The 20660-nt window shown below is 72.1% G+C and carries 20 protein-coding genes and 1 tRNA gene; 9 read left to right on the top strand and 12 right to left on the bottom strand.

Going from position 1 to position 20660, the window contains the following annotated elements:
* Positions 1–47 precede the first annotated feature (47 nt).
* The gene (locus tag ACIRD7_RS10175; protein ID WP_403451998.1) at positions 48–269 is read right to left on the bottom strand and encodes a zinc ribbon domain-containing protein; all 222 of its coding nucleotides are present in this window, start codon (positions 267–269) and stop codon (positions 48–50) included.
* Positions 270–520: 251 nt separating this feature from the next.
* On the opposite strand from ACIRD7_RS10175, the gene ACIRD7_RS10170 reads away from it, so the two are divergent.
* From ACIRD7_RS10170 to ACIRD7_RS10160, 3 genes are all read left to right on the top strand, one after another.
* Positions 521–2638 carry a transglycosylase domain-containing protein gene (locus ACIRD7_RS10170; RefSeq protein ID WP_403453054.1) on the top strand — a complete coding sequence of 706 codons (2118 nt, stop codon included), beginning with the start codon at positions 521–523 and terminating at the stop codon, positions 2636–2638.
* Between the two features lie 51 nt (positions 2639–2689).
* On the top strand, positions 2690–3973 hold the full coding sequence (locus ACIRD7_RS10165) for a hypothetical protein (protein WP_403451996.1): 1284 nt from the start codon (positions 2690–2692) through the stop codon (positions 3971–3973).
* Positions 3974–4068: 95 nt separating this feature from the next.
* Positions 4069–5235 carry an amidase domain-containing protein gene (locus ACIRD7_RS10160; RefSeq protein WP_403451995.1) on the top strand — a complete coding sequence of 389 codons (1167 nt, stop codon included), beginning with the start codon at positions 4069–4071 and terminating at the stop codon, positions 5233–5235.
* A gap of 26 nt (positions 5236–5261) precedes the next feature.
* On the opposite strand, the gene ACIRD7_RS10155 is transcribed toward ACIRD7_RS10160, so the two are convergent.
* Positions 5262–6680, bottom strand: a complete 1419-nt coding sequence (locus ACIRD7_RS10155) for a hypothetical protein (RefSeq protein WP_403451993.1) — start codon at positions 6678–6680, stop codon at positions 5262–5264.
* 75 nt (positions 6681–6755) lie between these two features.
* The gene (locus tag ACIRD7_RS10150) at positions 6756–7547 is read right to left on the bottom strand and encodes a DUF4097 family beta strand repeat-containing protein (RefSeq protein ID WP_403451991.1); all 792 of its coding nucleotides are present in this window, start codon (positions 7545–7547) and stop codon (positions 6756–6758) included.
* Between the two features lie 222 nt (positions 7548–7769).
* Here ACIRD7_RS10150 and ACIRD7_RS10145 point away from each other — a divergent pair.
* Positions 7770–7841: transfer RNA gene (locus tag ACIRD7_RS10145), tRNA-Val, on the top strand.
* A 45-nt stretch (positions 7842–7886) separates the two neighbouring features.
* On the opposite strand, the gene ACIRD7_RS10140 is transcribed toward ACIRD7_RS10145, so the two are convergent.
* Positions 7887–8225 (bottom strand): hypothetical protein, encoded by a 339-nt coding sequence (locus ACIRD7_RS10140; protein WP_403451989.1) that lies wholly within the window; start codon positions 8223–8225, stop codon positions 7887–7889.
* 76 nt (positions 8226–8301) lie between these two features.
* Complete coding sequence (locus ACIRD7_RS10135) at positions 8302–9261, bottom strand: alpha/beta hydrolase (RefSeq protein ID WP_403451987.1); 960 nt, start codon at positions 9259–9261, stop codon at positions 8302–8304.
* A gap of 293 nt (positions 9262–9554) precedes the next feature.
* Between ACIRD7_RS10135 and ACIRD7_RS10130 the strand changes: the two genes are divergently transcribed.
* Both ACIRD7_RS10130 and ACIRD7_RS10125 read left to right on the top strand, forming a co-directional pair.
* Positions 9555–10013 (top strand): hypothetical protein, encoded by a 459-nt coding sequence (locus ACIRD7_RS10130; protein ID WP_403451985.1) that lies wholly within the window; start codon positions 9555–9557, stop codon positions 10011–10013.
* Positions 10014–10051: 38 nt separating this feature from the next.
* Positions 10052–10288: a hypothetical protein gene (locus ACIRD7_RS10125; RefSeq protein WP_403451984.1), complete on the top strand. Its 237-nt coding sequence runs from the start codon at positions 10052–10054 to the stop codon at positions 10286–10288.
* Positions 10289–10374: 86 nt separating this feature from the next.
* On the opposite strand, the gene ACIRD7_RS10120 is transcribed toward ACIRD7_RS10125, so the two are convergent.
* Entirely contained in the window at positions 10375–11280 is a 906-nt protein-coding gene (locus tag ACIRD7_RS10120; protein WP_403451982.1) for a ketopantoate reductase family protein, read from the bottom strand.
* 100 nt (positions 11281–11380) lie between these two features.
* On the opposite strand from ACIRD7_RS10120, the gene ACIRD7_RS10115 reads away from it, so the two are divergent.
* Complete coding sequence (locus ACIRD7_RS10115) at positions 11381–11620, top strand: DUF2277 domain-containing protein (RefSeq protein WP_403451980.1); 240 nt, start codon at positions 11381–11383, stop codon at positions 11618–11620.
* Positions 11621–11659: 39 nt separating this feature from the next.
* On the opposite strand, the gene ACIRD7_RS10110 is transcribed toward ACIRD7_RS10115, so the two are convergent.
* The 5 genes from ACIRD7_RS10110 to ACIRD7_RS10090 form a co-directional block, all read right to left on the bottom strand.
* The gene (locus tag ACIRD7_RS10110; protein ID WP_403451978.1) at positions 11660–12280 is read right to left on the bottom strand and encodes a DedA family protein; all 621 of its coding nucleotides are present in this window, start codon (positions 12278–12280) and stop codon (positions 11660–11662) included.
* Positions 12281–12539: 259 nt separating this feature from the next.
* Positions 12540–12977, bottom strand: coding sequence for a DoxX family protein (locus ACIRD7_RS10105; protein WP_403451976.1), 438 nt, complete (start codon positions 12975–12977; stop codon positions 12540–12542).
* Between the two features lie 92 nt (positions 12978–13069).
* Positions 13070–14998, bottom strand: coding sequence for an FAD/NAD(P)-binding protein (locus tag ACIRD7_RS10100; protein WP_403451974.1), 1929 nt, complete (start codon positions 14996–14998; stop codon positions 13070–13072).
* 261 nt (positions 14999–15259) lie between these two features.
* Positions 15260–16900 carry an alkaline phosphatase D family protein gene (locus ACIRD7_RS10095; RefSeq protein ID WP_403451972.1) on the bottom strand — a complete coding sequence of 547 codons (1641 nt, stop codon included), beginning with the start codon at positions 16898–16900 and terminating at the stop codon, positions 15260–15262.
* A 109-nt stretch (positions 16901–17009) separates the two neighbouring features.
* On the bottom strand, positions 17010–17654 hold the full coding sequence (locus ACIRD7_RS10090; RefSeq protein WP_403451971.1) for an HNH endonuclease family protein: 645 nt from the start codon (positions 17652–17654) through the stop codon (positions 17010–17012).
* Positions 17655–18032: 378 nt separating this feature from the next.
* Between ACIRD7_RS10090 and ACIRD7_RS10085 the strand changes: the two genes are divergently transcribed.
* Together ACIRD7_RS10085 and ACIRD7_RS10080 are read left to right on the top strand one after the other, a co-directional pair.
* On the top strand, positions 18033–18614 hold the full coding sequence (locus ACIRD7_RS10085) for a TMEM165/GDT1 family protein (protein WP_403451969.1): 582 nt from the start codon (positions 18033–18035) through the stop codon (positions 18612–18614).
* A 186-nt stretch (positions 18615–18800) separates the two neighbouring features.
* Entirely contained in the window at positions 18801–19475 is a 675-nt protein-coding gene (locus tag ACIRD7_RS10080) for an HAD family hydrolase (protein ID WP_403451967.1), read from the top strand.
* A 179-nt stretch (positions 19476–19654) separates the two neighbouring features.
* Here the strand turns inward: ACIRD7_RS10080 and ACIRD7_RS10075 are convergent, their stop codons facing one another.
* The gene (locus ACIRD7_RS10075) at positions 19655–20644 is read right to left on the bottom strand and encodes a peptidoglycan-binding protein (RefSeq protein ID WP_403451965.1); all 990 of its coding nucleotides are present in this window, start codon (positions 20642–20644) and stop codon (positions 19655–19657) included.
* Between the last annotated feature and the right edge of the window lie 16 nt (positions 20645–20660).

The following is a 20660-nucleotide window of genomic DNA, read 5'->3' as shown; positions in this document are numbered from 1 at the left end:
GCGCGATCAGCCTGCACACACCCGCAGCGAACAACGCACCGAGCTACCTAGCCGCAACAGCCCCCACCACAACACCCACCGCCCCCGCCGCTTGCCTTGGGCGCCGCCGCGGGGGCGCTGGCCGTGCCGCCCACAGCAACCGTCGACAGCAGCTTCACCGTGTCGTCATGCCCCACAGGGCACGCGGCCGGCGCGGACGACTCCGCCATGGGCCGACTCAGTTCGAACGTGTCGCCGCAGCTGCGGCACCGGTATTCGTAGCGAGGCATGGTCACAGACTAATCGGCGTGACCGGATACGCACCCCTCTGCCGCCGTTTGTGATCGACGCTGTCCGGTACCGGTGTGGAGAATTTGAAAAGGTCACTGCTATTTTTCGATCGCCGCTCGGAGCCGTAAGGCCGGGGGAACAGGGGGCGCGCTGCCGTTGACCGCGGCGGCCATGCCCTTCCGCGCGGGCACGACCGAATGCGGGGAGGGGCGCAGCCGTGACCAGGGCTGGGCAGGAGCCGGACGAGACCATGCAACTCAAGGTCCCCGTGCTCCCGCCGGACGAGACCGTGCAACTGCGGACGGTCGGTGCGGAGTTATCCCGCACAGGCGAACGCGACACCAGGCAGTCCCGCACCCCGGGACATCGCCGGAAGGCCACCCGGCCCTCCGCCCTGTCCCGCCTCAGGGCGGCCGTCGCCCTCTGGGCACCGCACCTGCGCCGCCTGCGGCCCCGCTACCCACGGCCGGGCCGCACCGGCTGGCGCCGCTGGATGCCCTCGTGGCGGCAGTGGCTCGGTGCCGCGCTGACCTTCCTCGGCGTGACCACCGCGGCCCTGACCGTGGCCTACGCCGCCACCGACATCCCGAAGAACCTCAACTCGTACGCGACCCAGCAGGACAACGTCTACTTCTGGTCCGACGGCACGCCCATGGCCCGTACCGGCTGGGTGCGGCGGCAGGACATGCCGCTGAAGGACATACCCGAGGACGTCCGCTGGGCGGTGCTCGCCGCGGAGAACGCCAGCTTCTACAGCGACCCGGGCATCTCGCTCAGCGGTATCACGCGGGCCGTCTGGCGCACCTTCGGCGAGGGCGACACCCAGGGCGGCTCCACGATCACCCAGCAGTACGTCAAGAACGTCTACCTGAACCAGGACCGCTCGGTGGGCCGCAAGTTCACCGAGGCCATGCTCGCCCTGAAGCTCGACAACCGGATGAGCAAGAACGACATCCTGGAGGGCTACCTCAACACCAGCTGGTTCGGCCGCGGCACCTACGGCATGCAGCGGGCCGCCCAGGCCTACTACGGCAAGGACGTCGGCGAGCTGAACGTCAGCGAGGCCGCCGTCCTCGCCTCCCTCCTCAAGGGTGCCGCCCTCTACGACCCCGCGCTGAGCAAGGCCAACCACGCGCGGGCGGTGGAGCGCTGGTCCTGGATCCTCGACCGCATGGTCGACATCGGCCGGCTGCCGGCGTCCGAGCGTGCCAAGTACCGGCAGTTCCCCGAGCCGTTGAAGCAGGCCCGGGGCTACGACACCGGCAAGCAGAGCGACTACCTGGTCGAACTGGCCGCGCAGTACGCCAAGAAGGCCGCGCACCTGACGGACAAGCAGTTCGACCTCGGCGGCTACCAGATCTACACGACCTTCGACCGGAAGCGGGAGACCGCGCTCACCGACGCCGTGACCAAGGCCCGCAAGCAGGCGGGCAAGGAGCATCCGGGCGCGGCGCGGACCGCGCACTACGGCGCCGCCTCGGTGGCCGCGGACGGACGGATACTCGCCGTCTACGGCGGCCCCGACCACCGTGAGCAGGGCTACAACGAGTCCAACGCGACCACCGTGCGCGCCGGTTCGGCCTTCCTGCCCTTCGTCTACGCCTCGGCGCTGCAGAACGGCGTCCGCAAGACCCGGGACGGCGCCGCCACCGAGGTCACCCCGCAGACGCTGTACGACGGCGACGACGGCGTGCCGGTGATGACGCCGGAGGGGCCGTACTGGGACCGCGGCGGCAAGCAGGTGGTCGCCCGCAACGACGGCGGTCAGGACTACGGGCGGATCAGCCTGCACAAGGCGCTCGCCCTGTCGGTGAACACGCCGTTCATGCAGCTCGGCATGGACACCGGCCTGGACAAGGTGCGCCGGACCGCCGAGGCGGCCGGGCTGCTCGCCTCCAGCTTCGGTCCGCAGGTGCCGGCGCTGTCCCTGGGCAGCGCCACGCCGAGCGCGATCCGCATGGCGAGCGGGTACGCCACGTTCGCCGCCGCGGGCACGCACGTGGAGCCGTACTCGGTGTCCCGGATCACCCGCAACGGCTCCCGGGTGAAGCTGGCGAAGCCCGCCTCCCGCCGGGCGGTGGCGGCGAAGGTGGCCGAGCAGGTCCAGTCCGCGCTGCGGGACGCCTTCGCCTTCGCCCGGCCGGCCACCGCGGCCTCGGCCCCGCGCGCCACGGGCAAGGCGGGCACCACCCAGGACGACACCGCGGCCTGGTACGTCGGCACCGCCTCCGCCGTGTCGACGGCCGTCGTGGCCTACCGCATCGACCTCACCAAGAGCCTCGAACCACTGCCGCTGAAGGGCCTCGCCGGCACCCCCGCCGACAGCGTTCCCTACGACATCTGGTCCGGTGCCCTGGGTCTCGGCTGACCCGGCGACCGGACACCCCCACCCCCCACCCCCTCGCAGAATGAGCCGCGCATGATGTCACCGTCCGGCCGTCGCCGCCGCCCCCGCGAACCCCGCCGCAACCCGCCCCCGGGAATGCTGACCCTCGCGGCCCTCCTCGTCGTCGCCTCCCTCGTCGGCGGCTATCTCGTCCTGAACCGCACGCACAGCACCCCCACCGCGTCCTCCGCCACCGGAGACAGCGGCAGGCGGCCCTCCGCCGAGCCGCGCGGCGAACCCACCTGGGACGGCAGGACGAAGGTCCTCGGTGACGGCTCCACCTCCTACACCGGCCCGCAGCCGGGGCAGTTGAAGCCCGTGCCCCTCAAGCCCGGTGAGAAGCCGCCCCAGTTCGTGGTCTTCTCCTGGGACGGCGCGCTCCAGGGCGACGACGAACTCTTCTCGCACTACCGGGAGATGGCGAAGAAGTACGGCGCCCACATGACCTTCTTCCTCACCGGCATCTACCTGCTGCCCAAGGACAAGAAGGACCTCTACACCCCGCCCCAGCACGCCAAGGGCTCCGCGGCGATCAGCTTCCCCACCGACGAACACATCCGCGGCACGGTGGAGCAGCTCGGCGAGGCGTGGAAGGACGGCAACGAGATCGGCACCCACTTCAACGGACACTTCTGCGGCGCCAAGGGCGGCGACGACTGGAGCGTGGCGGAGTGGAAGAGCGAGATCGACCAGTTCTACGACTTCGTGGAGCGCTGGAGGACCAACACCGGCTACACCGACCTCAAGCCGCTGCCGTTCGACTTCCGCAAGGAGGTCACCGGCGGTCGCGCGCCCTGTCTGGAGGGCCAGGCGAACCTGCTGAAGGCCGCCAAGAGCTACGGCTGGCGCTACGACGCCAGCTCCACCGGCGACTTCCAGATATGGCCCACGAAGAAGAACGGCATCTGGGACTTCCCGCTCCAGATGCTCCCGTACGAGGGGGGCGACTTCCAGGGCCTGTCCATGGACTTCAACTTCCTCTACAACCAGTCGGACGGCGAGACCGACGGCGACCCGGCCCGGCACGCCGAGTGGCAGCGGGAGACGCTCGCCACCTACATGGCGGGCTTCAACCGGGTCTACTACGGCAGCCGGGCCCCGCTCTTCATCGGCAACCACTTCGAGGAGTGGAACGGCGGCATCTACATGAAGGCCGTCGACGAGGTCATCAAGGGCGTGTGCACGAAGAAGGACGTCAAGTGCGTGTCCTTCCGGGAGCTCGCCGACTGGATGGACGTACAGAAGCCGGAGACCCTGCGGAATCTGCGCGGCCTGGACCCGGCGCAGTCGCCGGACTGGTCGACGGTGGTGAAGTAGTCGGCCGCTCAATTACCCCCGGGTGCCTCGCAATTGAGGAGATGGTGTAAAGATTCCTTGCCCGGGTTCGACCACCCCGGGCGAGGAGAATCCCCGTGAGATCAACAAAACTGCCCCGTTCGCGCGCACGCGTCACCATAGTCGGGGCGGCCGCCGTCTCGATCGCCGCCGGAGCGGCGCTGCTGCCCCAGTGGAGCGCCGGCGCGGCCGTCACCGACGACCCGGCGGTGGACGCCCGCACCAGGGCCACCTTCCAGCGGCTGGCGGACGCGGTCTTCACCGACCGCACCCAGGCCCTCGTCGACGGCGGGCAGAGCCGCAAGCCGCAGACCGCGGGCTTCTCCGGCGACGTCCGGCTGTCCGCCCGGCTCGCCCGCGGCGAGGACACCGCCCTGAGCGCCCTCAACCGGCGGGGGGACCTTCTCGCGCGGCTCGGCGAGAAGTACCGCGCGGCGAACACCGCCGTTACCCTGGACGCCACGCGCGTGACGGGCCGTACGGCCAAGGCCGAGGTCACCGAGACCACGACCCTGACCTACGACAAGGTCCGCGGCGACGAGCCGCGAACCACCGGGTTCCAGGCCCGCCACGAGCTCACCTTCACCGCCGACCGCCACGGCGACTGGCAGCTGACCGGGATCCGCGACACCGACCAGGGCATCGCGGTGAACACGCTCGCCAAGCCGTCGGTGAGGGCGCCCGCCGTGAACGACACCATGCCGTCCGCCCCGCGCGCCGCGACCACCTACCCCGCCCCGGCCAAACCCAAGACCCTCACCGGCACCGCCCTGGACTACAAGGCCATGGCCGCCTACGCGGAGAAGTACTGGAGGAACTACAACAAGGACTACCCGGACTTCAACGGGCACGGCGCCGGCGGCGACTGCACCAACTTCGTCAGCCAGTCCCTGAAGGCCGGCGGCTGGAAGCACGTGCCCGGCTATGTGTACGACTACACCAGGTGGTTCGGCAACGCCGAGATCCAGTCGCACTCGTTCGTCGGCGTCAACGAGTGGTCGTGGTTCGCCCAGAACTCCAAGCGGACCACCAGCCTCGCCAACGTCTACCAGATGGACGTCGGTGACGTGCTCCAGATGGACTTCGACAAGGACGGGTCCAAGGACCACACGATGATCGTCACGTACCGCAGCCCGCAGGGCGTGCCGTATCTGACGTACCACTCCTCGAACACCTACCGGCGTTCGCTGGCGAGCATCATCGCGTCGGACCCGAACGCCGCGTACTACGCCTACCGCACCTGATCACCCCGGGACCGAGGCGGTGCGGCTCAGTGACCGGCCCCGCGCTCCTCGCGGATCCGGGCGACGACCCCGGCCACCGTCTGCCGTACCGCCTCCGTCTCGGTCAGGAAGTGCCAGTAGTCCGGGTGCCGGCCCTCCAGCGTGCCGATCGCCCGCTCCAGCCGGGCGACGGAGTCGTCCAGCGGGCGCGCGTGGCGCGGGTCGGGGGTGTTCCGCCCCGCCATGGCCAGCCGCTGGGCGTCCCGGATCGCGAAGCGCGTCCGGTCGATCTCCTGCTGCGGGTCCTTCTGCACGGCGTTCAGCCGGCGCAGCCGGTCGCCGGCCGCGGACACCGACTCGTCCGTGCTGTTCAGCAGCGCCCGGACCGTCGACAGCAGGGCGGTGGCGTCCGGCCAGCGCTGCTCGTCGCGCGCGGCCCGGGCCTCCGTCAGCTTCAGCTCGGCCTGCCGTACGTTCTCCGCGGCGCCGTCCGGGACGCCCTGGAGGTCCTGCCAGCAGGCCGCCGTGAACCGCCGCCGCAGCTCGCTCAGCACCGGCTCGACCTGCCCGGCGCGGGTGGTGAGCGCCTGGGCGCGGGTCCGCAGCGAGACCAGCCGGTGGTCGATCTCCGCTGCCTTCTCCGGCAGCCGCTCGGCCTCCACCCGGACCGACTCGGCCTCCCGCGCGACCCGCTCCGCCCGCTCCAGGGTCTGCGGCACGCCATGCTGCCCCGCGCCCTGGTTCAGCTTGGTCAGCTCCGGCCCGAGCGCCGCGAGCCGCGCCGCGAGGTCGTCCGCCCGCAGCCCCGACTCCCGTACGGCGTCCAGCGCGTTGGACGCGGCGAGCAGGCCCTGCCGGGCGCGCTCCACGGCCGGGGCGAGCCGGGCCAGCTGGGTCTCGGCCTTGCCGAGCAGCGGCCCGAGTCCGTCCGTGAAACGGTCCAGCTCGCGCCTGACGTTGTCGAGGTCGTCCTTGGCCCTGCCCAGCTCCGTACGGGCGCGGGCGGCGACCGAGGCCTCCAGGTCGTCACGGTCGAGGTCATGGGCGTCGACGGCCTGGATGTACTGGTGGGAGACCTCGTCGATCCGCCGCCCGAGGGCCGCGAAGTCGCTGATCGCCCGGCGCGCGGCGGGGGAGTCGTCCACCGCCGCGATCGTCTCTATCGAGATCCGCAGATCCCGCTGGGCCGTGTCCAGCTCGTAGAACGCGGCCGCCGCGGCGTCCTTCGCGGCCTGCGCCTCGGCCCGCTGGCTCTCGGCCCGCCCGCCGAACCAGCGCCGGGTGCCGCCGCCGGCGAAGGCGGCCGGCAGCGCGAGGGCGACGACCAGGGGGAGGGCGGCGAGGGCGAGGGCGTCACTCAGTGCCTGGCGCGCGCTCCCGGACCCGGGCTGCGCGGCCTCCCGCGCGGGATGGGTCCGCGCCCGCGGCGCTGACGGCGAGTGCGGCTGTGGAGGTGTCGCCGTCACATCCCTCTCCCGTGCTGTCATTCACCCTGCCCGGTTGTCATTCTCCCACCGGTTTAGGACGAACACACGGGCCGGTTAGTTCGCGGTTCGGACCGTGACTTTTCCGTCGCCGGTGCGGGCGGTGACGACATGGGAGCTGCGCTCGTCCCGGGGCACGGACACGTCCACCGAGCCGTCGCCGGTCTCGGTCGTCACGCGGTAGCTCGCGCGCGGCAGCTCGACCGTCACCGAGCCGTCGCCGGTGCGGGTGTCCACGCGGTCCGGCACGGTGCCCAGTTCGAGCCGGATCGAGCCGTCGCCCGTCTGCGCCTTCACCTGGCGCGAGGAGACCCCGGAGACCCGCACGGAGCCGTCCCCCGTCCGCAGGTCCAGGGGCCCGCTGGAGTCGGTGACCCGCACGGAGCCGTCCCCGGTGTGAATGCTCAAGGGGTCCTCGAACCCGCGCGCCCGCACGCTGCCGTCCCCGTCCTCGACGTTCACGGTGACTCCGCGCGGGACCTCGATGCGGTGCTTGGACGAGCAGTCGGCGATCATGCCCGAGCACTTCTGCCGCAGCACCAACCGGTCGTCCTTCATCGACCAGGTCACCTTCGGATCCGACCCGATCGCGACGGTCCCCTGGAACCACCGGGTGACCTCCACCGCGCCCGCCTCGTGCGCGTCGGCGGCGACGATCTCCAGCGCGGAGTCGTCGGAGTCGACGGTCAGGGTCCGCCCCTGAAGGGCGAACGACCGGTGCTCGGGCTCCTTGTCGTCCCCGGCGGAGGCCCCGCAGGCGGCGAGCCCTCCGACGAGCACCACGACGGCTCCGGCGACGGCGGCGGCGCGGACGGGCACGGTACGAGCACGGGCGCGGGCACGGGCCATGACGATCTCCCCCTGGGACTTCCGGGACTTCCGGGACTTCCCCGGGCCGGCCTCTTCGGCCCGGGGTGCGACGGTGCTTCGACCGTACGGACCCCGGGCGCACCGCGGGATCCGGGCCGCTCCCGGATCCGTGGTGGGGATAACCCCAGGGCCTTCCCCCGTCCCGGCCAAACGGGTTTGCGGGACATGGCCCCTGGCAAGGTAGGCTGTCGACTCGTTCTGGGGTGCGTAGCTCAGGGGTAGAGCGCCTGCCTTACAAGCAGGATGTCGGCGGTTCGAAACCGTCCGCGCCCACCGCAGCAGAGGGCCCCGCCGTACACGGCGGGGCCCTTCGGCGTCTCAGTTGTGCTCTTGCGTCCCGTGGGCGTGCTTCAGCTTCATGCGGGCGTCCATGCGTTCCGCCGCGGCGATCTCCGACCAGAAGCGGTGGCCGCTGACGAACACCGCGAGCTCGTGCTCGCGCTGCCGGAGCTTCTCCACCTCGGCCTGCTCGTCCTCGGTCCAGCCGGGCGAGGCCGGGCGCTCGACCTTGCGCCAGCCGTTGTCATCGCTGAAGCCCTCAAGGGGCACGACCGACCAGGGAAGCCGCTTCAGCAGGGCCGACAGCTCGGCCCGGACCTGATGCAGCTCCTCCTGACCGGCGAGCAGGTCACTCGGAAAGTCATAGGGCGTAGCCACACGGCAATGCTACGCCTGTTCGATTTTGGGTTGCGAGCGTCTTTGGGGGGTTCATGCGAACGGGTGGCCGAGCGCCTCAGTCGGTTCCCAGCCCGGCGCGCAGGAAAGAGGTGGCCTGGCCGATGGCGGCGCGCGTGGCGCGGGTCTCGCTGAGCGCGTTGAGCAGCATGAAGTCGTGAATGGTGCCGTCGTAGCGCACGGTGGTCACCGGGACCCCGGCCGAGCGGAGCTTGGCGGCGTAGGCCTCGCCCTCGTCGCGCAGCACGTCGGCCTCGTCGACGCACAGGTAGGCGGGGGGCAGTCCGGCGACCTGCTCGGTGCTCGCCCGGTTCGGCGACGCCGTGATCTCCGCGCGCTGTGCCGGGTCGGTGGTGTAGGCGTCCCAGAACCACTCCATCTCCGTGCGGGAGAGGTAGTACCCGTCGGCGAACCTCTCGTAGGACTCGGTGTCCATCGCCGCGTCCGTGACCGGGTAGTACATCGACTGCTGCACGAAGGTGACGTCGCCGCGTTCCTTGGCCATCAGCGTCAGCGCGGCCGTCATGTTGCCGCCCACCGATTCACCGGCCACCGCCATACGGCCTGCGTCGAGGCCCTTGGAGGCCCCGTTCCGGGTGATCCACTGGGCGGTGGCGTAGCCCTGCTCGATCGCGGTCGGGTAGTGGGCCTCCGGTGAGTTCGTGTACTCGACGAACGCGAGCGCCGCGTGGGCGCCGACGGCGAGTTCGCGCACCAGCCGGTCGTGGGTCTCGGCGTTGCCGAGGATCCAGCCGCCGCCGTGCATGTACACGATGACCGGCAGCATGCCGGTGGCGCCCCGCGGCTTGACGATGCGTACCCGCACGTCCCCCACCTGGGCGGGAACTGTGATCCACTCCTCGTCGACCGGGAGCTTGTCGATCGGGGCGGCCTGTGCGTCCGCGAGGACCTTGCGGGCGTCGGCCGGCGCCATCTCGTACAGGAACGGCGGTTGCGAGAATCCGTCGGCGACGCCCTGTGCCGCGGGCTCGAGGACGACCGGGCTGGTGGCAGGCATGGCAGCGCTCCTCACGCGAAGGGTTCGGGCATGGACTTGGCCATGAGCGCACGGTGTATCGCCGGCGCCGGCTCGTCACGCACAGGACCTTCCGGTTGACCTGGTCATCGCGGCCCCGTGGCTCCCCGTCGTCGCGGCACGTCCCCACGTTCGTGACGATTTCTATCTAACACCCGCAAATGGTGTGCTTCCACTTCGGGTTGACCGGACCACCGGCAGCATCCCTGTCCGGTTTGACAGGGTTCTGGCCGGTGGGATGGTGGGAGGTGGGGGTGAGGGGCAGGAGGTCCGGCATGGTGTCCGTATCGGCATGGCGTTCCGCGGCGCGGCAACTGCCGCTCAGGCTCACCGTCGGCGCGTTCTTCCTCGACTCCGGACTGTCGAAACGCGACGCCGACCAGGCCACCGCCGAGGGGCTTCATCAGCTCACCGCCGCCACGTATCCCGTCGTGGGCAGGCTCGACGCACGGGAGTTCACCCGGCGGCTCTCCGTCGCGGAACTCGCCGTAGCCGCCGCGCTGCTCGTGCCGGTCGTCCCCGCCGCCGTCGCCGGGACCGCGCTCACCGCGTTCTCCTGCGGCACCCTCGGGCTCTACCTGCGCACGCCGGGCATGCGCCGGGAAGGCAGTCTGCGCCCCACTGAGCAGGGAATCACGCTGGCCAAGGACGTCTGGCTGCTGGGTGCCGGCGTCGCCCTCATCGCCGAGGGGTTGACCGGCTGCCGTGGACCAAAGGGGCATAAGGCGGCATAGCGGAGCATCCTGGGTGCGCACTGCTCGTTGAGTCAGGCATGAAGATCATCACCGCTGCCGCACTCGCCGGCGCCGCGCTCCTCATGGCCACCGTCCCCGCCTCGGCGGACGACGGCCCCATCGACTTCGGCATCTTCCAGGGAGTCAACGACACCAAGGGCTCGAACTCCACCGACATCGGCCCGACCTGGAGGCAGCCGGACACCGGGTCGAACGGGACGGTCCCGAAATCGGCCCTGATCATGCTGGTGGACGGCCTGACGACGCCGCGCTGACCGCCGGTCCGCCCGACCGCTCCGCTCCTCAACTCCTGGGGCCGATCGTCCGATTGGCCCCAGGAGTGCTTCAGGCAGGCCTGGCCCTAGTGGCCCGCGTCCCTCAACTCGGCCACCAGGCGGCTCGCCACCGGCACCGCCACCCCGTGCCGCTCCGCCGCCCGCAGCAACGCGCCGCCGATGGCGTCCAGTTCGAGCGGGCGGTCCGCCTCCGCGTCGCGCTGCATCGAGGACTTCGTGCCCGGCGGAAAGGCGTCGTAGCGGGCGAGGGCCTGGGCCGGGTCGGCGGGGCCGCCGCAGGCGCGGCTGACGGCCGCCGTCTCCTCGACGAGGGTCGTCAACTCCTCGCGGTGGTGGGTGCGTACGTCGCCGAGGGGCAGGGCGTAGCGGGTGGTGAGCAGGGCGAAGGGGGCCAGGAACGACATCTTCGCCCACAGGGTCGCCGTCTCGTCGGTGCGGACCTGGGTGGCCGGGCCCGCGCTGTCGAGGGCCCGCGCGAGGGCGTCCAGCCGGGCTCGGGGGACCGGGTCGCCGGTGAGGTCGATCTCGGCGAACGGGCTGGTGTGCTCGATCTCCCCCGGGGCGACCCGGGTCGACTCGACACGGATGACGGCCGGGGCGACCCGGTCCTCGCGGTACCGGGCGCGCAGCGCCGCCGGGTGCTCCACACCGTTCAGGAACGGTACGACCAAGGCGTCGCCCAGCGCGGTGGGCGGGACGCGGGTCAGGGCCGCCTCCAGGGCGGTGGCCTTCACCGCGACGAGGCAGGCGTCGACCGGCTCGCGGAGCTCGGTGTCCGCCTCGACGGGGGCCGTGAAGTCCCCGAACAGGCCGCTGCGGACCCGGATCCCGGTCGTCCGCAGGGTCTTCGCCGTGTCGTCGCCGGCCAGGCAGATGACCCGGTGGCCGGACCGGGACAGCAGGGCCGCGAGCAGGCCGCCGATGCCGCCCGGACCGAGGACCGCCACTGTCAGTTCGTCGTTCGCCGTCATACGGTTCGTCCCTCCCTGTCGGTCGGCCCCGCCCTCGCGGCGGTGGCCGCCTCGACGTGATCATGGCAGAACAGGGCGTGCCCGAGGGACACTGGTGGGCATGTGCCGCAGTATCAAGACACTCCGTCCGCCCGTACTCCCCGAGGAGGCGACGGAGGACGACATCAGGGCCGCCGCCCTCCAGTACGTGCGCAAGGTCTCCGGCTTCCGGGCCCCGGCCGCGCACAACAGGGAGGTCTTCGACCGCGCCGTGGACGCGATCGCCGAGGCCACCGCCGAGCTGCTCGACGGGCTGGAGGTGCGAGGGGCCGCCGCCGCGGCGGCACGCAGGGCCGGGTAGCGGGAGCCTGCGGGCGGGCGCAGGCGCAGGGGCAGGCCGCTACGCCGGCTGCCGCCGCACCACGTACGTCGCCACGGCGCCCGCCGCGAAGAGCGCGGCCACCGAGACCCCCGTCGCCAGCCAGGTCGCCCCGAGCCACTGGGCGCCGAAATAGCCGAGGGCCACGCTGTAGACGGCCCAGGCGAGGCCGGCCAGGGCGGACCAGGGGAGGAAGTCGCGGGCGCTGCGGTGGGTGGCGCCGGCGCCCAGCGAGACCACCGAGCGGCCGGCGGGGGCGAAGCGGGCCAGAACCACCAGGGCGCCGCCGCCCCGGGCGAGGGCCGCGCCGAGACGTTCCTGCGCCGAGGTCAGGCGGCGGGAGCGGGCGATCGCGCGGTCCAGCCGGGCGCCGCCGCGCCAGGCGAGGCGATAGGCGACCAGGTCACCGAGGACGGAGGCCGTCGCGGCGCACAGCGTCAGCGCCAGGATGTCCGGGACCTCGCCGGGCACCTCTCCGGTCGCGGCACCCGAACCCGCGGCCGCCGCCGTGGCGGCCGTGATCACCAGGACGCCGCTGGGCAGCACCGGCAGGAACACATCCAGCAGGACCGACAGCGCGATCACCACGTAGATCCATGGACCCGCTGTCAGCGAACCCACGTCCTCGATTCCCTCGAGCACGACAACTCCCCGTTTTACCCCCGTGGCCAGACCGTGCCGCGATGTCGTGGGGGAGCGGCAGGGGCGGCCTATGACAGCCATACAGCGTACGCGGGGGGTGTGACAGGAGGTTCACGGGGGGCTCGTGTGTTCGGCACACATGTTTCACCCGGCTGACGCCGCCGGGTCGGGGAGGGAGCGGGAGAAGCCGGAACGGCGCCCGCACCGCGTGAGCCGCGCGGTCACGGGCGCCGTCGTACCGGGCCGGGGGTCTCGGCCCTCAGGCCGCGACCGGCGTCTGGTCGGTCGCCGCCCTGCCCTGCGCACCGGAGCGCTTGGCGAACAGGCGGTCCACGCCGAACGCGCCGGAGCCGGTGAAGATCAGCAGGAACATGGCCCAGCAGTACATGGCGGCACCCTCGCCGCTGTTCTCGATGGGGAACAGCGCCTGGGGCTGGTGGACCTTGAAGTACGCGTACGCCATGGCGCCGGAGGATATGAACGCGGCGCCGCGGGTGCCGAGGCCGAGCAGGACCAGGCTGCCGCCGGCGAGTTCGATCACCGCGGCGTACCAGCCCGGCCAGGTGCCGACGTCCGGGGTCTCGCCGCCGAACGTGCCGAAGAGCGAGTTGGCGCCGTGGCAGGCGAAGAGCAGGCCGACGACGATGCGGAACAGGCCGATGGCATACGGCTGGGCGCTGTTGAGGCGACCGGTCATGTGGGGGACTCCCTCGGTCTGGGGCGGCCGGTGCCGGTGAGCACCGGCCTGGGGACGGTAAGTGAACGGAGGAGGCCCCACGTTAGGCAGGCCTAATCGATGCTTGCAAGTTCAACATTTGGCCACACTTCCGCCTCGGCAACCCCTTGCGCATCCCCTTCCGCCCCGGAAAAGGCGGCACTCAGTGCCGCTCTGGCCACCGCGTCCGCGTCCGAAAGAGTGACCGAATCCACACCAGGCCGAGCCCCCGCCGCCGTCACCCAGTGCACGCCCTCCGTGGGCACCCCGAACGCGAACCGCCGGTCGTGCGGCCGCCCCTGACGGTCGATCAGCCGGTAGGGCCGCTGGGTCACGTCCAGCCCTCCGGTCTCGTACCCGTCGACGGTGTGCGGCCTGCACTGCCCCGTCTTCAGCAGCCGGGCGAGCAGTTCGTCCCCCGTGCGACGCAACTCGGCCTCGGGCAGGCGGGCTTCGACGAGCGTCGTCGCCCGGACCGCCGAGCCCGGCACCTCGGGGGAGCGCGCGACCCACGCCCCCGCCTCCTCCCGTACCTCCAGTCGCGGCCCGAGCACCTCCACCACACCCGCCTCCATCAGCGCCACCAGCTCCTCGACACGGCGCCGGGGCGGGCCGATGGACAGGAAGGCGTTGAGCGGGGTGTACCAGCGGTCCAGGTGGTCCCGGCGGGAGGTGCCGGTGAGGCCGCCGTGGTCGACGATCAGGCGCAGTTCGTTGCGCAGGTCGCGCAGCACGTCGAGGGCCGACTTCAGCGGGCCGTGCACATTGCCCCGGGCGGCCTGCGCGGCGTCCTCGCGCAGATACGCCAGCAGCCACGCGCGCCACTGCCCCGGATCGGCGAAGGTGCGCCCCGTGTACGGCCGGGAGGTCCGGTCCCAGCTCCAGCGCTCGCTCTCCGGAATCCCGAACTCGTCGAGCAGGCGGGCCTCTTGAGGGGCGCGGTGCGGGACGGCCAGGAAGCGCTCGGTGAACTCCGGCCGCCGCTCGGCCGGCAGCAGCGCCGCGCAGTACACCGTCTCCACCTCCTTCGCCACCAGCGGCCATATCTCCGCGAGGAAGTCCGGCGCCTCACCGGAGTCCGCGCGCTTGCGGAAACCGGCGATCACCTCCGGCGTCAGCACGAGCGGGAGATGGCGGCCGTACGGGCCCTTCGCGTTGTCGCCGCGCGCCTGGTACGGGATGCCGCGCCGCGAACCGGCGTACAGGCGTGGCTCGTTGCCCGAGGGCAGGTAGCCGAGCCGCCCGTCGGTGTCCCGTGCGAAGGCTCCGCCGCGGCCGGTCGTGAACAGGGCCATGTGGTCGAAGAAGTTGAGCCCCAGGCCGCGCAGCAGAACCGGTTCACCGGGGGATATGGAGGACAGGTCGACGTCGGCCGGATTGGCGGGGGCGATGTACCGCAGGCCGTGCCGCTCGGCGTACGCGGCGGTGTGGCGCTGTGCCGTGTCGGCGGCCGTCGGCAGATGGCCCTGTGCCAGCACCACGGCGTCCAGGGCGGGCAGGACGCGGCCGTCGTCGAGGGTGAGGACCTGGCGGCCGTCGGGCGCGTCGTCCAGCCGTACGGCGCGGGCGGCATGCGTCTTGACGTGTACCGCCGCCGGCGCCTCGCGCACGACCTGCGCGAACACCCACTCCAGATACCGGCCGTAGTGGGCGCGGGTGGGGTACTCGTCCGGGCCCAGCGCGCCCGCCGCCCAGTCGTAGAGGCTGGGGCCGGGCCGGATCGGGCCCGAGCAGTCCACGCTGTCGTCGGTGAACAGGGTGACCTGCGAGGACACCGTGTTCATCAACAGCTCGGCCGCCTGCGAGGTGCGCCATACGCGCCCGGGGCCGGGCGGCGCCGGATCGACCACATGAACGGTGAGGCGTGTCCCGGGCGGGAGCAGTTCGGGCGCGGAGGCACAGAGGCGTTCCAGGACGCTGGTGCCACGGGGGCCCGCGCCGACCAGGGCGACGGAGACCGCGCGGGAGTCCTGGGTCGGTGCGGAGGGCGATGCGGTCCTCAAAGGGGTGACTCCCGGGCGTGTGGGGCGCATTGGAGTAAACCGTCCGGCGGAAGCGGACGGTCCGGCTCATCATGCCGTCGGGAGTGGGGTGGGCGGAGCAGCGGGGTCGGGTTCGTTGCCGGCCGCGGGCCGGTGGGGGCCGTTCGCGCCGTTACCCGCGCCCCTGGGCTGGCTGCGGCTCAGCCCACCTGAAGGGGCGCGGGGAACTGCGCGACCAGCCCTGCACGACCCGCAGCCACCGACGAACCGCACACCCGGCCCTCACCGCGTGAGTTGCGACTCCGCCACCGTCCGCAGCCGCGCGGCGCCCCCGCTCTGCTCCCGCGCCTGCTCCAGCCGCAGTCGTGCCGAGCGGCCGCGCAGGGTCAGGGTCATGAGCTGGTTGCCGAACCACGGGCCGCCCGTCCGGCGCCAGTCGACCGGCGGCTGCGGACAGGCCCCGTGCCCGGCGAACCGGCGGCCCAGCCAGCGGCCCGCTCCGCTCCAGCCGAACCGGAAGCCGAGCCGGATCGCCATGTGGATGGCGTTGTGGACGGGCGAACAGGTCAGCTGGAGGACCCGGGCGTCGGGCCCCGTGCCGTCCGGCCAGGTCGGCTCGGCCACGTAGGCGTGATGCACGTCCCCCGACAGCACGCACACCGTCGCCGGCGCCCCCTCCCCCGATCCGGCCTCGGCGATCAGGGCCGCGAGCGCGTCGAAGGACGGCGGGAACGCCGCCCAGTGCTCCAGATCGGCCCGGCGCCGCAGATCCTCCCCGAACCGCGCCCAGCGCTCCCCGCGCTCGCCCCGGCACAGCGCGGCGTTCCACGCCTCGGCGTCGTGCACCAGGTGCGGCAGCAGCCAGGGCAGGGAGGTGCCGATCAGGAGGTGGTCGTAGGAGCCGCGCCCCTCCAGCGCCTGCTCGCGCAGCCATCGCGCCTCGCCCGGGTGGAGCATGGCGCGCGCCTCCTCGTCGAGGACGCGGGCCGCTCTCGTGTCCACCATCAGCAGCCGTACGCGGCCGAAGTCGCGCCGGTAGCTCCAGCGGACCGAGGCCGGGTCGGCGTCCGCCCGGCACGCGAAGGAGCGCAGTTCGTCGGTGCCGTCGGGGGTGTCGCGCACGGCGGCGTAGAGCGGGTCGGCGGCCAGCTCGGCGGGGGAGAGGTTTCCCAGGTGCTGATGGACCCAGTACGACATCAGCCCGCTCAGCAGCCGTTCGCGCCACCAGGGCGTGGCCCGCATGTCGGCGAGCCAGGCGGCGGAGGTGTTCCAGTCGTCGATGACGTCGTGGTCGTCGAAGATCATGCAGCTGGGGACGGTGGACAGCAGCCAGCGCACCTCGGGGTCGAGCCAGGACTCGTAGTAGAGGCGGGTGTACTCCTCGTAGTCCGCGACCTCGTTGCCCGGCGGCTCGCTCAGATCGCGCCGGGCGGCCAGCCAGCGCCGGGTCGCCTTGGAGGTCTCGTCGGCGTACACCTGGTCGCCCAGCAGCACCAGCACGTCGGGGCGCTCGGCGCCGGGGTCACCCGCGATCCGGGCGGCCAGCGTGTCCAGGGCGTCCGGCCCCACCGGGTCCGCCTCGTCGGCGGGCGGCGCGGCCCAGCGGCAGGAGCCGAAGGCGAGGCGGACGGGGTCGTTCTCGGCGCGGGTGCGGATCACCGAGGGAGGGAAGCGGTCGTCGGGGAGCGGCCACACCCGCGTGCCGTCGAGGAGGACCTCGTACGGCGTGGTCGTGCCCGGGGTGAGACCGGTCACCGGCACCAGGGCGTAGTGGTGCCCGGCGACCTGGAAGGTACGGGCCTCGCCGCCGGAACCGTCCGCGCCGCGCACCTCGGCGGCGCACGGCCGGCTCGCCTCGACCCACACGGTCGCGGACGAGTCGTCGACGTACCTCAGCAGTGGACCCAGGCGCAGTTCCGCCACGTCATCGCCCTCCTCCGTCGCCCCGTACGGTACGGAACGACGGAGGAGAACGGGGAGGTTCCGCAGATCACGGTTTGCCGAACTCCGGCGGTGCCGCCTCAGGCGGTCGTCAGCAGCTCGCGAGGTAGTTCGTCAGGGCGGACTTCTCCGCCGAGTCGACCGAGAGGCCGTAGTAGTACTTCACCTGGACCCAGGCGCGTACGTAGGTGCAGCGGTACGTCGTGCGCGACGGCATCCAGGTGGCCGGGTCCTGGTCGCCCTTGGCCTGGTTCACGTTGTCCGTGACGGCGATCAGCTGCGGGCGGGTCAGGTCGTTGGCGAAGGACTGGCGGCGCGAGGTGGTCCAGCTGTCGGCGCCGGAGTCCCAGGCCTCGGCCAGCGGGACGAGGTGGTCGATGTCGAGGTCGGAGGCGACGGTCCAGGTGGCGCCGTCGTAGACGGAGTACCAGCTGCCGCTGACGGCGGCGCAGGAGGAGTCCTGGACGACGTTCGTGCCGTCGCGCTTGAGGACGACCTCGCGGGTGTTGCAGGCGCCGGACTGGGTGATCCAGTGGGGGAAGAGGTCGCGGTCGTAGCCGGTGCGGTCCTCGGAGGCCACGGTGAGCGAGGCGAGGTAGGTGCGGGCGGTGGCGGCGCTGACGGGGGTCGGGAGCGCGGCGGAGGCGGTCGGAGCGTTGAAGAGGGCGACGGAGGCTATGAGGCCGCTGAGGGCCGCGAGTATGCTGACCCGTCGACGCGCGTAGAACTTCGACATGCGAACTCCCTTGAGGGGTGGGGGTGTTGGCGTGCGAGCGACGACATGCTCGCGGCGCCGTATTGCCGGGAGATGTGTGTTCGGTGAGAAGTTAGTGACGCGTGCATGACACGACAAGGTTGAGGACGGGACTTTCTTTCCGTGAGCCGGTGGGCGGGCTCGCGTAGGATGGGGCGCGCAGAAGGGGAGTAGCTCTTCGCCGGACCGTCGACATACTGCTCAGCTCGTCTGAGCCGGCGCCCGGAGGCGGACCTCGGTCACGGGGTCGGCCAGCGAGACCTTCGGCAAGCAGTGCACTGACTGTGTGCTGCCCTGCCGAGGTGTCTTCGTGTGATGTACAGCACTCTCGGTGGGGCAGCCCCGACCGATTGAGGAACCTTGATCAGCTTCACCGTGACGGCCGTCGTGTTCGGCGTCGTCTTCCTCGCCGAACTGCCGGACAAGACCGCCCTCGCCGGCCTCGTCCTCGGCACCCGCTATCGCGCGTCCTACGTCTTCGCCGGCGTCGCCGCCGCCTTCGCGCTGCATGTCGCGCTGGCCGTCGCGGCCGGCAGTGTGCTGACGCTGCTGCCGCAGCAGATCCTCCACGCGCTCACCGGTGTGCTCTTCCTCGGGGGCGCCGCCGTGCTGCTCATGAAGAAGGGCGAGGACGAGGAGGAGATCCGCAAGCCGGAGAACCAGTCCTTCTGGAAGGTGGCCGGGGCCGGGTTCATGCTCATCCTGGTCGCCGAGTTCGGGGACCTGACGCAGATCATGACGGCGAACCTCGCGGCGCGTTACGACGACCCGCTCTCCGTCGGACTCGGCGCGGTCCTCGCGCTGTGGGCGGTCGCCGGGCTCGGCATCGTCGGCGGGAAGGCCCTGATGAAGCGGATTCCGCTGGCGCTGATCACCAAGGTCGCGGCGATGCTGATGCTGGGGCTCGGACTGTGGAGCCTCTGGGAGGCCGTGGCCGGGTGAGCTGAACGGTCGGTGAACCCTTTCCGAAGCGGCTGGCGCGAACCCGACCTCTTTTGTACCGTGGAGGAACAAAGTGGCTCCGCCCGTTTTCCCTGACCGGCGGGCGGGCCCGCTTTGTCTCGGGGGTCAGCCCTTTTCGCCGTGCCTTTCTCGCCGTGTCTTTCTCACCGCGCCTTGGAGTTGCCGATGACGGCCGCGACCGTGCCCTCCGTCCCCACCGTGCTCACCGCCCGCGCCCTCCTGCTCGACATGGACGGCACGCTCGTGAACTCCGACGCCGTGGTGGAGCGGATCTGGCGCCGCTGGGCCGAACGGCACGGGCTGGACGGGGACGAGGTCATGCAGGTCGTGCACGGACGGCAGGGATACGCCTCGATGGCGCTGCTGCTGCCCGACCGGCCGATGGAGCAGAACCATGCGGACAACGCGCGCATGCTCGCCGAGGAGACCGCGGATGTGGAGGGCGTCGTCCCCATTCCCGGGGCGCCGGAGTTCCTGGCCTCGCTGCGGGGGCTGCCGCACGCGCTGGTGACGTCGGCCGACGTCGCGCTGTCCACGGCGCGGATGCGTGCCGCCGGGCTGGCGCTGCCGGAGGTGCGGGTGACGGCTGAGTCGGTGGGCGCGAGCAAGCCCGACCCGGAGGGCTTCCTGAAGGGGGCCGCCGAGCTGGGGGTCGCGCCGGCGGACTGCGTGGTCTTCGAGGACTCGGCGGCCGGGATCGAGGCGGGGCGCTCCGCGGGGATGCGGGTGGTGGGGGTTGGGCCTCGGGCCGGGTTCCATGGGGCGGATGTGACGGTGGCGGATTTGCGGCAGGTGCGGGTGGAGGTTGTGGGGGGCGGGATTCGGGTGGTTGTCGCCTGAGGGGGGTGGGGGTTCGGTTCGTCGGCGGCCGCGGGTGGTGTCGTGGCCGGTCGCGCAGTTCCCCGCGCCCCTGAGTGGGCTGCGGTGCGGCCAACCAAGGGGCGCGGGGAACTGCGCGAGCAACCCAGGACTACCCGCACGCGCCATCGAACCCGGCCCCCCACCCCCTCAGGCGAACCTCACGGCTCCGTCGTCTCCGACTCCAGCCTCTCCCTGGTCTCCAGGTCGTACACGCCGTACTCCTCAGGCCGCACCCCCCGTGCCCACTGATACCGGGACACCGCGTCCTCGACAGCCTCGTTGTAGACCCCCTTCGCCTGCCTCGTGTACAGGCCGAGTTGGGTCAGCCGGAGTTCCAGCTCCGTGACCTCGGGACCCCGGTCGCCCCGGCTCAGGGTCGGCGGCGTCGTCTCCCTTGCCGCGGCGGAGTCCTCCGCCTGGGAGCCGGCCGGCTCCGACGCCGAGGCGGTGCTCGTCGGCTCCGTCGACCCGGTCGCGGACGGGGACGGGGACGTCGTCGACCGGGACGGGGACGGCGACGGGGAGGAGGTCGGGCTCTGGGTGGGGGACGCGGAGGCCGAGGGCGGCGTCGACCGGGTCGTGGTCCCGGTCGGAGCGGCCGGCTCCGACCCTTCCGTCGTCTGCGGGGCCGGGACGCTCGCCCGTACGTCGTCCGGCAGCGCCTTCTCGCGGGTCGGCGCCTCGTAGGTGAACAGTCCGCTCGCCAGGCCCGCCGCCGCGATCACCGCGACGACGGCTCCGCCCACGCCGAGCAGGAGGGTGCGGCGGTGGCGGGCGGGTCTGTCGCCGCCGTCCAGGTCCTCGGCGCCGTGGCGCGGCTCGCGCAGATGGTCCTCGTCGTCCGGTGCCGGGCTCGCCTCGAACAGGCTCAGGTCCTGTGCGTTCGGTGCCGGCGTCGATGCCGGTGCCGGTGTCGGGAGCTGCGGCGGGATCGGGCGTAGCTGCATCGTTGCGGCCGGGTTGTCGCTCTCCAGCTCCACGTATGGCCGTATGCGCAGCGGATCGAAGTCCTCCGCCGCGGCCGCCTCCGCCGTACGGGCGTCTCTCAGGGCCTCGGACACCCGGGGGCCGCAGCCGCACGACGGGGTGTTGTCGGCAGCCCTCGGTGCCTTGCACTCCGGGCAGAGGCGTCCCCTCGGCTCTGTCACGTTCGTCCCTCCCTTG

The organism is Streptomyces sp. NPDC093568, assembly GCF_044764945.1.
In the GTDB taxonomy this organism is placed as follows: Bacteria; Actinomycetota; Actinomycetes; order Streptomycetales; family Streptomycetaceae; genus Streptomyces.
Note: the sequence above shows the minus strand (reverse complement) of the source record. Positions and strands in the feature narration are given on the sequence as shown.